Annotated in this window: 9 protein-coding genes; 4 read left to right on the forward strand and 5 right to left on the reverse strand. The window is 41.3% G+C overall.

Annotated elements, in window-relative coordinates; genetic code table 11:
* Window positions 1–10: 10 nt before the first annotated feature.
* From LX92_RS11660 to LX92_RS11680, 5 genes are all read right to left on the reverse strand, one after another.
* Window positions 11–2,341, reverse strand: coding sequence for a hypothetical protein (locus tag LX92_RS11660; protein WP_211315865.1), 2,331 nt, complete (start codon window positions 2,339–2,341; stop codon window positions 11–13).
* 34 nt (window positions 2,342–2,375) lie between these two features.
* Window positions 2,376–3,071, reverse strand: a complete 696-nt coding sequence (locus LX92_RS11665; protein ID WP_109650697.1) for a formylglycine-generating enzyme family protein — start codon at window positions 3,069–3,071, stop codon at window positions 2,376–2,378.
* A gap of 15 nt (window positions 3,072–3,086) precedes the next feature.
* Window positions 3,087–4,310 (reverse strand): hypothetical protein, encoded by a 1,224-nt coding sequence (locus LX92_RS11670; protein WP_109650699.1) that lies wholly within the window; start codon window positions 4,308–4,310, stop codon window positions 3,087–3,089.
* A gap of 178 nt (window positions 4,311–4,488) precedes the next feature.
* Window positions 4,489–6,177 (reverse strand): SusD/RagB family nutrient-binding outer membrane lipoprotein, encoded by a 1,689-nt coding sequence (locus LX92_RS11675; RefSeq protein ID WP_146197822.1) that lies wholly within the window; start codon window positions 6,175–6,177, stop codon window positions 4,489–4,491.
* A gap of 23 nt (window positions 6,178–6,200) precedes the next feature.
* A complete protein-coding gene (locus LX92_RS11680; protein WP_109650703.1) occupies window positions 6,201–9,560 on the reverse strand; it encodes a SusC/RagA family TonB-linked outer membrane protein in 3,360 nt (1,119 codons plus the stop codon).
* 560 nt (window positions 9,561–10,120) lie between these two features.
* Here LX92_RS11680 and LX92_RS11685 point away from each other — a divergent pair.
* Genes LX92_RS11685 through LX92_RS11700 form a run of 4 tightly spaced genes read left to right on the forward strand, consistent with a single transcriptional unit; the run spans window position 10,121 to window position 14,726 of the window.
* Window positions 10,121–11,629, forward strand: coding sequence for a sodium:solute symporter family protein (locus LX92_RS11685; RefSeq protein WP_109650705.1), 1,509 nt, complete (start codon window positions 10,121–10,123; stop codon window positions 11,627–11,629).
* Window position 11,630: 1 nt separating this feature from the next.
* On the forward strand, window positions 11,631–11,846 hold the full coding sequence (locus LX92_RS11690; protein WP_109650707.1) for a hypothetical protein: 216 nt from the start codon (window positions 11,631–11,633) through the stop codon (window positions 11,844–11,846).
* 17 nt (window positions 11,847–11,863) lie between these two features.
* A complete protein-coding gene (locus LX92_RS11695) occupies window positions 11,864–12,097 on the forward strand; it encodes a manganese efflux pump (RefSeq protein ID WP_109650709.1) in 234 nt (77 codons plus the stop codon).
* Between the two features lie 10 nt (window positions 12,098–12,107).
* A complete protein-coding gene (locus tag LX92_RS11700; protein ID WP_170117838.1) occupies window positions 12,108–14,726 on the forward strand; it encodes a glycoside hydrolase family 2 protein in 2,619 nt (872 codons plus the stop codon).
* The last annotated feature ends 25 nt before the right edge of the window (window positions 14,727–14,751 follow it).

Genomic DNA, 14,751 nt, shown 5'->3' on the forward strand with positions numbered 1-14,751 from the left:
AAAAACATCGCTATTGCTTTAATATCCACACATCGGTAACCCTAGATTGCTTTCTCCAATTCAAATGTTCCTCATCGGGTTTATCAAAAGTGATCTTCAATTTCCCTTCTTGGATCAGATCTTTCGGAAGCGGAAATTCCTTAAATTGCTCAAATCCTTTTTCGTATTTGGTAGGCTTCAATCGTTGGCCATTAGCCCGCAAAAGCGCCTCTCCATATCCTGAAACACGTATGAGGTAACTGGCATCGGCATCAAGTCCGTCATATTCCAAGGTTGGGGAAAATTGAAATAATTGGGTAGACAACCGTTTTCTACTTACTCCGTCATTTTCCCAAAGATAGTCAATGGCATCATCGGTCTCGGAGGTGACATGTTTGGCATCGGCACTCGAAATATTATCATAAAAACTTCCTTCACCAGGAAATTCATACGTTCTAATAAATTCGAGTCTGGCCAATTTTTCATTTTCGGTAGAGAACTTTTTAACCTTTTCAAATTCGTCTTCGAGCCACCACCTATTATTCAAAGGGTAATCTATAAAATCTAAAATAGCCCCGCGTTCCGCACTACGGGCATTATACTTTGATACACTGGTCTGTGCGCCAATGGAACGAAAAAGCGCCTCGGCATAGTCAAAAACTTTCTGTTTTAAATTTTGGGCCACCAACTCGGTATCCGCTTTTTCCAAATAAACAAGCGCTTCATTTATCGCGTTCTCCGCCCCTATTGTTTCGGCATTGGCAAGAACATCGTAGGCTTTCGATTCGAGACCTTTTTCATAGGTAAGCCTTTCCTGTATATAAGCATCGTAATACGCACGCATAACCAATTGTTGCCACCTCCAATTACTATTCAGCTCTGGGTGTTGGGTTTCCATCTTCTGCCAAAGGGCCAAGGTTGTTGTAATTACTTCATTACCTAAAGCCGGACCAACCCAATTCTGTTCCAAATCAAAAATCCCTTTAGTGGCTTCTTCGGCGACTTTTGGTCCGAAGAAAAACTGGCAGTACTCAAAAACAATATCGTGTACATCTTGCTTGGAATCCCAGCCCAGTTGGCTCCAAACCACTTTGTTCACATCATCATGGGATCCGTCGGAATAGGTGATAAAACCATCGGTATACCCAATATCCCCATGAAACAGCTTGGTATATTGAAGCGGTTGGGGATTACAGGGCTCACGCCCCAAGGTCAATGCAAATGCCTGATCCCAGCGCTCTACAGGATAGTGACACCGTACCGTATGGGTGATATCGGGATAAAAACGGTGTAAATATTTTTCAGGTAATAGCTCACGCTCAACATCTATGGGCGGACTACTTGGTCCATAAACAAGCCCTTTAAGCCAATCTGGATTATCAGTTTTCAGATATTCGAAAAAGTAAGAAACTTTCTCTTCGTTGAAACCCTGTAGGGATACCCATATTCCTGCATCGGGATGATATTTTTTTAATACTACGGATAGATCCTTGAGATAAGGTATCAATTTGGAAGGGTGATTTTCGCCTGGATCGCCACCGGGAACAAACACCCCATCCAATCTTGGACATCGGGCATAGAAGGCCTCTTGTTCGTCCAAACCTTCTTGATGCGCATTCGGGACGCTTAAATCATGCGGAGCGGGGGTCCAAACCCAATAATCCGCATCATATTTTTCACATATTTCACTCAAACGCACTTCCATTTCCTGTGGATCCACTTTAAAATGGGGACTGGAGGAAGGCTCTTGAAAAGGGATGTTTTCAAAACTGTTGGCACCAAAAAGTACTTGTTCCCGAAAATGCTGGTCGAATTGTTCAACCGTCCAAGCGTCCCAGGAATTCGCCGTATTGCGATACCCAAATTGATGTCCACGAAGGGTATATTCCGGAGCGGAAACGATATTTAGATCATTGGCAATCTTAATGTGTCCCGATTCCATTTTAGCAATCCGCAACAGTCTACCTATACCGTAAAGTACCCCTCGGGCATCGGCCCCGATAATCCATAAAATATTCTTTTCCCCTTCTTTTTGATGCACAATGCGATAGCCTTCCGCCTTGATGGGTTTTTTATCGACACCTTTTGGACCAGGAACCTTTTCTCCGAAGACATCGGTCTCACCCTGTAAGACCAAGGCTATTGTTGTATTGGAACCCCAATCGTTTGATTTTACAAGTTCAATGGTCGTACGTTTTTCAATTTCCTCTACCAGTACATTACCTACGGTTTCATACATGGGGTTTTTAATTTCCTTGGAAACCAGAATGGTAGCCCTTGACAAATCAAAACCATCATTCCCTTGTTGTGTACAAGAGGTGTTCAAGACTAATAGCAGTACTAATAATATCACTTTTGGCATTGTTCTTTTTTTTTTGAATTCTCGATTGCTACTTCTATTCAATATCCAAGACACATCTAAACCCAACAGGGTAATTACTGATCTTTTCAGGCAATACATAGTACCGTTGCGAGGTACGGACAAACGAATGGTTATTAAAATTAGAACCACCGCGCATAACTTTATACTTTTCCCCATACTGCTCCATAGGGGTATTATTGCCTGGATAGGGTTTGTACCAATCGGCCGTCCATTCCCATACACCCCCAGCCATATCATAACAACCGTAGGGACTTGCGGGTTTGGCAATCGAGGTACCCCTTGTACTTTTTTGGTCCCAAACAACATAGGTGTTATCATAGGTGTTTCCCCAAGGAAATACGCGACCGTCAATTCCCCTTGCTGCTTTTTCCCACTCCTTTTCGGTGGGCAATCGCTTTCCGGCCCATTTGGCATAGGCATCGGCCTGAGACCAAGTAACGATGGCAGCATTATCCTTTTTTGAGGCTGGAAATTCAAAATTGGGATCGAATTTGGCAAACTCCGTATTGCTTATTTCATACTTGTCAATAAAGAAAGCTTTTGTATATGCTATTTGCTGGGGTTGCTCATCATGGTCACCATACTTGCTACCCATAATAAAGCCTCCTTCCGCCACTAGGACCATACCTTCCGGCGGTTTACGCAAGTCCTGCGAAAAGATGATCGAAGTGCCCATTAAAACAATAAGGACGGTATAAAATATTTTCATGCTTCCGATTTCAATTTACCATTTTTCATCTATAATGCCATAATATCTTCCAAACCAATAGTTACGGATCATGGCCGCGGCCGTTCTTTCTTCCTCCGATTTCACTTTTTTAAAGCTTCCGTCTTTTTGAGGGATATTGAACTCCTTCATACGACGTTCGAATCCCCACATATCTTTTATGGCCTGCCTTCTCTCCTCCGTCATGATATCTTCACCCGTGAGTACTTGGTAAACCATAACAAACCAAATAGTACTTTCCCATGTGAACTCGATGTCTTTCCAATCGTACCAGTGTCGATTGAGGTTCATTCTGTACTTATTCAATAGCTTAGGGTCGTCTTCAAAACGCATCAACATATAAAGGGAACGTGCGGCATGGTAATCGTCCCCTACATTCCGCCATTCTTTAGGAAATAGAATTTTAGAATTGATTTGATGATCATCATACTGATAGCGGTCGATAAGCATATGATACGCCGCGTTAAAACGTTCTTTGCCCGTAATGCGGTGTGTAACCTTAAGTGCCGCCAACATTTCTAGGGAATTAAGGGATTGATGCGGAAGATCGGGACAAAAATTGCCCCATAAGGTCATTTTGCCGTCAAGGTCTGTAAGTTTAAAATTGTTGTCTATGACCCGCCCAATAAATCGATCCAATAGTCCGGCTGCTTTATCTTTGTATTCGGCGTCAGCACAGATTTCCCAAAAAGTACCTACTCCATAGAAAATCGAAGTGAATTTATCCGCACTTAAATCGCCCAACCATCGATAACCCGGCATGGATGTGGATTGATGCCACTCATGGTACCACATCACCTCTTCATGCCATAACGGCTCATCGGTTTGGTTGAAACTTCGGGCAACAAGGCCACTTACCCCCGTAACTTTCTCCAGTTTTAATATGGCTTCAAAAATCTGGTTGGCAATGTCCCTATCCTTTTCATCTTTAGTAAGTGCGTATTTATGGGAATAGGCGGCCAACATTTCGGAAGTTGGGTCTAAACAGTCGGCCTGGGAACCGACAATGGGTCTATCCAAACCTGCTGGAGGAAAAATAACATGTTGCATAATCGCACCCTCATTCCAATGATTCCCCAACATCAATTTATCAAATTGGGCCACCTTTTTATGTAAGGGGTCGGTTTTGCTTGGAAATTTATTGACTTTCTGGGCCCTTGTTTGTATTGCGACAAATAAGAAACAAAGGAATAGTAAACAAGGTCGTAATTTATTATCCATATCCAAAATTTAATTCTTGACTGTCTGTTGCGATACCCAACATACATTAACTTCCAAAGGGATACCCCAAACCTGGGTTTATCATAAAGAAAATTACCTGGGTTTCCCCAGGTAATTCCAACTAATTAACTCAAACAACAAATGAAAATAAATCATTTTATTTTTTAATAACATTGTATTACCATGGTGTGGCCACACCTTGTACAATCCATGGTCTAGCGTAAGGGCTATCATTGGGATCGGTAGTACTATAAGGGGTTCCTTCCAAAGAAGCTGCCGCAGCACTGTTATTTACACTGTTATTATTGATTTCATCATCTGGATAGATAAATCTTAGAGGCATTACGTCTTCCCTGGCAAAAGGTCCAGCGCTTAAATCAGGTAGCCCGGTTCTTCTCCAATCCATATAGGCCTCATCCCCATTGAACATATTGGCGATCCACTTTTGTTCCAGAACCTGTTCCAAAGTACCACTATAGGCAACTCCTGCATTCATAATATAATCGGAATAGGTATCACCAACACCCCAAACTTCCAAGGAGGCCTTGATACCTTCCAAGTAATTCCCTTCCGCATCGGAACCCCAACCTCGTATGGCTGCTTCCGCTTTTAGGAATGACAATTCCGCATAAGAAAACAATCTGGCTTTTAACAAGTTCCCACCATCATCTTTCTGGTTAAACACTTCATTCATTCTTGACACATAGGAATTTGTACCCCCTCTTGAACCCTCTGAGTTCAAATTATACTCATAAGGATCAACAGCACTTACAGCCACAGGTAGACCCACATAAACGCTGCTGGTATCTATTAGTTTTTTACCTGCTTGTAAATCCGCGGCGTATGTTGCTTGGGTGTATATCGCATAATCATTGGCATCCAAGGATTCTTCGCTGATATAGCGAATACCATCTTCTTCAGCCATGTCACCACCGCCAGGTACTTCTGCTGCAGGTACCACCTTCGTAGGTACTGCAACGGGTGCAAACCAAACAGCTATTCTTGGATCTTCCAACTCCTTCAGCTTATCTGTTAGGGTTGTACAGGGTTTTACCCTGTAAAAATCAGATGCTGAACCAAACTGTCCACTACTTGGCCAAGATTGACTATCAATACCTCCAATATAACTTAGGACCAGTTCGTCTTCAATTTCACTGATCAAAGGTTTTGCAAGTGTAGTTGTAACCCCGGCTTGGGCGAAAGCAGGTAATTTTTCAGATAAACGCATATAATAGCGTAAGGCCAAGGAATTGGCCAATTTTTGCCACTTTGAGGCATCGCCTCCGTAAAATACATCTTGTTTTTCTACCACTCCTTGGTAACTTGAAGCACCTAAAAGGCTTGATGCAGTTTCCAAATCCGCAATAATACCCTTATAAACGGTCTCTTGGGTATCATAGGTTGGGCGCTCTCCTTCCAAATCACTTCCTTTTAAGGCTTCAGTATAAGGAATATCACCATAATAGTCGGTTAAATTACCGAACAACATTGATTTTAAAATCAAGGTAACACCCTCATGAAAAGGTAAACCAAGTTCTACCGCTCTTTCATAAGCTACTTTGTTGGTTCTTAAAAGTTCGTAATTATCATTCCAGATAGAACCCGTTTCCCAATCGTAACGATTGTTCGACCAAGAATCTTTCTGTATGAACTGCGATGCAGCCCCTGTATCACCAGAATAACCCCTACTTGTGGTACTTGTTGCCAAGCCGGTCATTACCGAGCTGATCAATAAATTGGGATCAACCTCACTGGATTCTACCCCATTTGGGTTTTCATTTATTTCAACAAGCCCATCATCACAAGAAACTATAACTAACAATGGAACAAATAGAAATAGTAATGCTATGTTTTTAACTGATTTCATATTCTTATTATTTTTTATTTTATTTAGAAACTTGCGTTTAATTTTATACCTACAGGTATCGCCCAAGGCTGAATATTATACCTTTCAACACCTTGAGAAAGGTTCCCGTTGGAATATTGAAAAGCAGATTCTGGATCAATATTGATTCCGGCTTTTGTCCATAAAATGATATTACGACTGAACAATGAAAGCGATAGGTTGCGCATTGCCAATTTCTCGGCTATTTTGCTAGAGAATGTATAGCCAATTGAAATTTGTCTAAGTTTTACATAATCCGCATCAAAGGTAGAAGCTCTGGTAAAATCCCAAGCGTAGTTATCACCATAGGTATGGTATTGCGTACCTGGACCACCGATGTTTTCTTGATCGGCAATAAAATTACCATCATCATCATAGGTTCCAATAACACCAGGTAAGAATACACCATCGTTCAAACCATCAACCGGAAAACCACCATCTGCAGCTGTTGGCCCTCCAACAAGTGGATAAAAGTCTCCATCGGGTGATAAGAAAACATCTGCATTTTCCCTAATATAGGTTGGAATATCTCCAACATCACTTAAATTATAAACTTTATCCAGCCATCTTGTGGTTTGTAAATCAGATTCTCCATAACGGTGTGTCTGTGAAACGAACTGTCCGCCTTTTCTCCAGTCGAAGTTCATGGATAAATTCCAATTTTTGTATTGGATGGATGTCTGAAGACCCATTTTGAAATCTGGGTTATAATTCCCAATAACAGGAGCAACCCTGTTGCCGTCCTCATCAGACAACGTACTGTCACTATTTTCCCATCCTTCATCATCCAACAAAGGCCATCCGTAATAAGGTGAATTTACATCTTCTACCCGAACGAAATCCCTATCAACAATCTGACCTACTTCTTCACCTACCCAGGTAAAAGCACCACCTTTTGCTTGATTCCAAAACCTTACATAATCGGTTCCATCTGCCAATTCAGTGATAATCGTTTTGTTCGTAGTATAGGTTAGGTTCACATTCCAACGTAAATCCTTACTATCAATCAATACTCCGCCCAAACTAGCCTCAAAACCTTTACTGTTCAGGTTACCTGCATTAAAAAGTTTACTTGTCGCCCCGGAAGATATCGGAAGGGATTTTTGAAATATTTGATTTTCGTTATTGGACTCATAGTAGGTGAAATCCATACTCAAACGATTTTTGAAAAGCGAAAGATCAACACCATATTCCGTGGAGGTGTTAAGCTCTGCCTTGATTTTATCGTTTTTCAATGCTTCATCTACAGTCAATTGGGATGCGGCACCCCAATCCCCAGAATTGCTTAAGATAGCATACAAGTTGTGTGGACTGGTATCATTACCTGCCTGTGCCCAACCAACACGCAACTTGAATAAAGACACATTAGGGCCCATATCAAATATGTTGTTCACCAATATACTTGATGAAATAGAAGGATACAAGAAGCTGTTTTCGCTTTCCGGCAAGGTACTTGACCAATCGTTTCTAAGGGTTGCATCTACATACACCATATCCTTATAACTAATATTACCTAAGGCATACAAGCTATTTACACGCTCTTTTGATCGTGTTTCATCATAATCAATGTTGTCAGATGCAATATTGGACAGGAGGAATAAATTCGGTATAATCAAACCTGAACCCCCATTTTTTGTTTGGGTAGAAACGAAACTGTTATTTACGTTTCTTACATTTCCACCACCAGATAAACCAAAATCAAAATTTTCACTCAATTTATCCCTGTACGACAGTAAAAAGTCACCATTGCTTTCTACTCCATTAAGGTTTTGCAAGCCATAGGCCCCGTTCATTTCCCTACTGAAACCACTTGATATCTTGGTTTCCCTTTCTTCATGGGAATCATTATAAGCATAACGCACCATTAAAGAAAGCTTGTCTGTAAACTTGTAGTCCACTTGAACATTACCCATCAGTCTTTTTCTCTCAAAGCCATTGTTTATTTCATAGGCCATGAAATAAGGGTTGTTATATTCAAAATCAGATGGATCATCCCCAAAATTATAGGGTGTATTCTGAGTCTGCCCCTCTACCAACCAATAATCCCGTAAATCGCGAATATCAATATGTGGGTTAATATCATATACAGCCTGTAATGGGTTTGCATTTCTTTCGGTGGTTGATGGTCTATTATCCGCACCCGAAATAGAATATTTCAAACTTGCCGTAATTTTCATTTTATCATTGACATCAAAACTACTATTGATACCAAAGTTATTTCGGTGTAAATCAGAATTTGGGATAAAACCTTCGTGTCTCATATTGGTATAAGACATACGATAGTTCATTCGATCGGTATTATTCTCTACTGCAATCGTATTTGTTAATGTATATGCAGATTGAAAGAAATTTTTGGCATTGTTCTTACCCCTTGAAGTCAAAGGTGTGGCAGCTGCAACACCACTTGCAATTTCTTCTGCGGTATAAGGCCATTGAACCGCACTTAATCCTTTATCCAATTCTGGACCGATCCACCCGGATGCAGTTTCATCAATTTGGGTAATGGTAGGGTCTGGTCGACTACCGTTTGCAAAACGAGTGCTCTTTTCCAAAAATTTGTAAGGTGATTCATATACGTTACTTGAACTAAATGAAATTCCTAGGCCCTTACTTTTTTTACCCGATTTTGTAGTGATCATGATAACACCATTGGCACCTCTAGAACCATAAAGTGCAGCAGCACTGGGTCCTTTTAAGACGGATACGTTGGCTATGTCATCTGGGTTTATATCACCGATACCACCACCATAATCCACAGCAATACCACTACCTGTACTACCAATATTGGTTAGACCACTTGAAAGCGGCACCCCATCAATCACATATAAAGGCTGGTTATCCGTTGTTAATGAAGAGGCTCCACGAAGAATAACACTTACAGTTGATCCTGCACCACCCGTAGAATTAATCTGAACCCCGGAAACCCTACCGTTTAAGGCGTTCAAGGCGTTCTCCTGCGTCACGGTAGTAAGTTCTTCTCCTTGTACTTCTGAAACTGAATACCCTAGGGACTTCTTTTCCCTGGAAATACCCAATGCCGTAACAACTACTTCATCAAGCGCCTCGGAAGACGTTTCCAAAGACACATTTATGGTTGATCGGTTACCGACAACCACCTCTTGGGTAGTCATTCCCAAATAGGAAAAAACAAGTACGGCATTACTATCCGGTACTTGGATGGTATAATTTCCATCAAAATCAGTACTTACTCCCGTTATGGTTCCTTTTAAAACAACCGAAACCCCTGGTAATAATTCCCCATCGGTACTATTGACTACTCCCGTTACCTCTTGTTGTGCCACTATACTCCCAGCAAACATGCTGAATATCAAGAGTAGTAACAAGTTCGTTTTTCGTTTTTTCATATTATTTCATTTTTTTAAAAGGTTGATTATTAGGTTTTTTTGAATGTGAGTTTCACAAAACTATTTTAATTCCTTCTTATAATTACATGGTATATTATTAATTATATATGTTTTTTTAACCTATGCACCCCCTGTTTTATGATAAAAACAAATAATAGTTAAGATATCATCAATTCTAAGCGAAAAACTTTAAGAAGACTTCAATGACACATTCCGATTCAACCCTATTAATTACAGGGGCGCCATTAGGCAATTGAAACATTACCGCTCTTAGAGTGCATCACACCTTATATTATATCGCCATATTCAGATATTTTACCCCTTACGGAAGTCACCCCTATTGCACGGCCCCTCGTATACAGTATCCTATTATTTACTATGGCTCTATGGTATCCTATATATATAGACGCCAAAAACTATACATATATTAACTTATTAGTACCCTTTAAATCACCTAAAACACCCCTTAGGTTGAAATATCATGTAAATCAAACAAGATATAATAAACCATTTGATTTCAATTAATTTTAATTTGTACATATCATCTAACAATATTCAATATGCTTTCAGGAATCGACTATTTTATTGTAATCGCCTACATCGTGGGAATGTTATTACTAGGACTCTATTTTAAAAAATTCGTTAATAGTTCGGAAGACTACTTTCTTGGGGGCAAAAGCCTACCTTTTTGGGCCATTGGTATGTCTATCGTTGTTTCGGATATTGGGGCCTTGGATTTTGTAGGGGTTTCAGGACAAGCCTATCGTTATGGAATCTCAGTAGGGAATTTCGACTGGGTGGGCTCTGTACCTGCCATGTTATTGGCGGCATTTATTTTTATCCCTTATTTCTGGCGGGGAGGAATGTATACCATCCCTGAATATCTGGGAAGAAGGTATAACCAAAAGGTAAGGACCATTGCTTCCGTAACCTGGATCATGTTTTTTGCCTTGGATTTGGGTGTTCTTTTTTGGGCCAGTGCGGTACTATTGAATGTTCTTATGGGTTGGCCCATATGGATTTCCATTATTTCCACTGCAGGGGTAGTCGGACTTTATACTTATTTTGGTGGGATCACCGCAGTGATCATGACCGATGTCGTGCAATTCGTCATCATGTTCATTGGAGGGTTTGCCCTGGTTTTTCTCAGTCTTTACGAAGTTGGGGGTTGGGATAGTATGGTCGACAAAATTGCAACAATGGGACCTGAGTATAGAAACCATTTCGATATCATTCAACCACAGGATACGAAATCCCCCTTCCCCTGGACAGGGATTTTATTCGGCCTGACCTTTGTTATGGCCAACGCGTATATGATAGGCAACCAGTCTATTGTACAGCGCTGCCTTACCGCCAAAAACGAATGGCACGCAAAAGCAAGTATGATTTTTGGTTCTGCCCTTAAAATGTTCATTCCCATATTGGTTTTGTTTCCGGGTCTTATGGCTGTGGTAGTCCATCCCGGATTGGCAGACGGTGACCAAGCCCTTCCATTGATGATCAAATCGATTCTACCTCCTGGTTTGGTAGGCTTGATGTTTGCAGCATTCTTCGCGGGCTTAATGTCCAGTGTGGATTCATTGTTGAATTCCACGGCAACCTTATTTACGAAGGATATTTACGAACCGTTTATTAAAAAAGGTGCCAGTGACAAACATTATTTAAAGGTGGGACAGATAACCACCCTTGTGTTGTTGATAATCGGTGTGGCCACCTCACCAATAAGCAGTGATTTCCCTGGTATTTATGTTGCCATACAAACCTTTATGTCTTATTTCCAAGGGCCGATATTCTCCATTCTCCTATTGGGTATATTCTGGAAAAGAACTACGGAATGGGGTGGACTTTCGGCATTGGTGATTGGTATTGGATTTGCCATTTATCTAAATGTCTTTAAAGAGCAATTCTTTACCATAGAAGATCCTTTCCTTTATATTTCCTGGTGGTCATTCCTATTAGGGGCCATCATAAATGTGGTTGTTAGTTTATTGACCAAGAAACATTCGGAGGAGGAATTGCAAGGCTTGGTGTTTAGTTCTAAAATTTTGGTAAAAAACAAAAAACTGTAATATGTTCAATTTTGACTGGCTTTCCGGTGTTTCGCAAGAAACTGCAAAAATGATATTTCTTTCCTTGTATGCACTAATAGGTCTTTTAGTGCTGCTATTGCCCAATGAGTACATTTACGAGGGTATAGCCAAGGAAGATCGCCACTGGTGGAACAATTTAAAACTATGGTCAATTGCCGTGCTATCCATATTGGCATCGATCTATAATCATTTTTAACCCCTTAATCAAAAAGTATGGAGACAAATGAAATAAATGCGGGAATTAAGGCCGCTCAAATTAACAATGCCCTTGGGTTTTTCATTATGGCTTTTGGGGTTATTGTTCTTTTTGCAATGATCTTTACCGAAACTTTTGTAGAACATATGACGGACATGGTTGCCGGATTACTTCTAATCGCTATTGGAGGAGGTATGATATGGAAAGCAAAATCAAACTTAAAAAAATATAGAAAATCGAAGGAATCATAATGTAATGCCTATGTTGAACAAAACCTTCAAAATCAAATTGACAGAAGACTGGAAAATCCAATCTTCCGAACATATTTCCCAAACAGGACAGGAGATCTCTACCGATCCCAATCTTTCAACAAACTGGTTACAGACCCAGGTCCCCACTACGGTTTTGGGGGCTTTGGTCGCAAACAAAGTGTACGAAGATCCTTATTTTGGTGAGAATCTCAAGGCTATCCCAACCCAACAGTTCAAGACTCCTTGGTGGTTTATCACCAAATTTACAATCCATCCCGAACAGGCCGACCTATTTGCCCATTTGAATTTTGACGGAATCAATTACAAAGCCAACATTTGGCTCAACGGCCATTTGATTGCCGATAGTAAGACTGTCGATGGGGCGTATCGTCGTACTTCCTTTGACATTAGTACATATACTACGGTTGGGAACAATATTTTGGCCGTGGAGGTCATCCCTCCCAAACCGGGTGATTTCAGCACTGGATTTGTCGATTGGAATCCCGCCCCACCGGATGGGAATATGGGCATATTTCGTCCTGTAACACTCCTTTTGCACGGTGGCGTACATATTGAGAATCCATTTGTACAAACAGCCCTTCATTATAACGGCAATACCGAGGCAAAACTTTTAATAGCAACGGAACTTCATAACGATAGTGCACTGGCCATATCGGGAACATTGATAGGTACGATAGGTAATATCAGATTTACATTGCCCATTACAGTACCCCCGAAAGGCAAAGAGACCATCAAAGTGGATCCCACTGAATTTCCCCAATTACTTATTAAAGACCCAAAACTTTGGTGGCCCATACACATGGGTGAACCCCATTTATACCATCTGGATTTGACCTTCAAAATCGATGAACAGACCTCGAGTACCACAAGTACCCGTTTCGGCATTCGACAGGTCTCCGATTATTGGTTGGACGATACCCATCGCGGATTCAAGATAAACGGCAAAAAAGTATTGATCAAGGGAGCTGGGTGGACAGATGATCTTTTGTTGATGGATACCCATGAAAAAATAGAGGCCCAGGTAAACTATGTAAAACAAATGAACCTCAACTGTATTCGCCTCGAAGGCTTTTGGGGGAATGATAAAAAACTATATGACCTCTGCGACGAACATGGAATTCTGTTAATGGTCGGATGGAGTTGCCATTGGGAGCATGAAATCCATATGGGTGTGCCCGTAAACGAACGATTCGGGGGGGTATATAAGAAAGAGGACATTGCACACGTAGCCCAAGCTTGGGAAGATCAGGTCATTTGGCTGCGCAACCACCCCAGCATTTTTGTATGGACGGTGGCCAGTGACAAAGTTCCCATTACCGAATTGGAAGAAAAATATATAGAAACCTTCTCCGAATATGACCCTACCCGCCCCTATCTAAATTCTACGGGTGGTGTGGGCAGTGACCAACATGTCATCGGCAGTGAGGATGTAATCAGTGAAATCAGCGGTTCATCAGGCGTTAAAATGCTCGGACCTTACGCTTATACAGCCCCTATATACTGGTTTACCGACACCAAATTCGGAGGGGCCTATGGTTTCAATACCGAAACCGGTCCTGGTGCCCAAGTACCCCAATTGGATAGTTTAAGGAAGTTTATCCCCGAAGACAAACTGTGGCCCATCAATGAAACTTGGGACTATCATTGCGGCATGTACGAGTTCGCCGATCTAAGCCGTTTTACAAAGGCAATCAATGAGCGCTATGGCACACCTGAATCGATTGAGGAATTCGACAAAAAGGCCCAAGCCATGAACTATGAGCTTATGCGCCCTATGTTCGAAGCCTTTCAGGTGAATAAAAAGAAGGCCACAGGTGTTGTTCAGTGGATGCTCAATGCAGCATGGCCAAAAATGTACTGGCAATTATATGATTATTACCTATTGCCAACTGCGGCCTTTTATGCCGTACAAAAAGCATGTGCCCCATTGCAGCTCATCTATAATTATGGAGATCATCAAATTTATGCCGTAAACGATTACCTGCATAGCGTTATGGATTTGACTGCCCAGGTCCAGGTATACGATATAAACTCGGAAATACGATTTGAAGCGGAAAAAACGTTCAATGCATCCCCGGATTCAGCAGTATCATTGTTGCCCTTGGATTCGTTGGAAAATCTTTCATCAACCTATTTTGTAAACCTTCGTCTGTTCGATTCAGAAAAAAAACAAATCAGCACGAACTTTTACTGGTTGTCTACCCAAGAAGAAACGTTGGACTATGAGGCCGATCTTGGCGAATTTGCCTTCCATACCCCCAGCAAACAATACGCCAACCTAAAAGCCCTAAGCAAGTTGCCAAACATCTCCTTGGACGTCTCCTATCACATCGAAAGGAAAAAAGGGGAACAAGTGGCGGTTGTGACCCTAAAGAACAGTAACGATTGCATTGCATTCTTGGTTCATATGAAGATAATAAACAAGAAAAGTGGGGAAGTCATAGTCCCTGTTTTATGGGATGACAATTTCATAAGCCTAATACCCCAGGAAGAACGTACCATACGGGCCACTTTCAACGTGGATACCGATGTGGAAATCAAGGTCGAAGGATGGAATGTAGACCGAACCGATTATAACGTGGGTCCATCCCCTAAGGTGATCGATTGAACAACTATGCGCGACAACCCAATAC

The sequence above is a fragment of the Maribacter polysiphoniae genome (assembly GCF_003148665.1).
Classification (GTDB): Bacteria; Bacteroidota; Bacteroidia; order Flavobacteriales; family Flavobacteriaceae; genus Maribacter_A; species Maribacter_A polysiphoniae.

Coding starts and splice junctions, on each gene's coding strand:
- LX92_RS11665 (WP_109650697.1), bottom strand. CDS start 3,071: ATGAAAATATTTTATACCGTCCTTATTGTTTTAATGGGCACTTCGATC.
- LX92_RS11695 (WP_109650709.1), top strand. CDS start 11,864: ATGGAGACAAATGAAATAAATGCGGGAATTAAGGCCGCTCAAATTAAC.
- LX92_RS11685 (WP_109650705.1), top strand. CDS start 10,121: ATGCTTTCAGGAATCGACTATTTTATTGTAATCGCCTACATCGTGGGA.
- LX92_RS11680 (WP_109650703.1), bottom strand. CDS start 9,560: ATGAAAAAACGAAAAACGAACTTGTTACTACTCTTGATATTCAGCATG.
- LX92_RS11700 (WP_170117838.1), top strand. CDS start 12,108: ATGTTGAACAAAACCTTCAAAATCAAATTGACAGAAGACTGGAAAATC.
- LX92_RS11675 (WP_146197822.1), bottom strand. CDS start 6,177: ATGAAATCAGTTAAAAACATAGCATTACTATTTCTATTTGTTCCATTG.
- LX92_RS11690 (WP_109650707.1), top strand. CDS start 11,631: ATGTTCAATTTTGACTGGCTTTCCGGTGTTTCGCAAGAAACTGCAAAA.
- LX92_RS11660 (WP_211315865.1), bottom strand. CDS start 2,341: ATGCCAAAAGTGATATTATTAGTACTGCTATTAGTCTTGAACACCTCT.
- LX92_RS11670 (WP_109650699.1), bottom strand. CDS start 4,310: ATGGATAATAAATTACGACCTTGTTTACTATTCCTTTGTTTCTTATTT.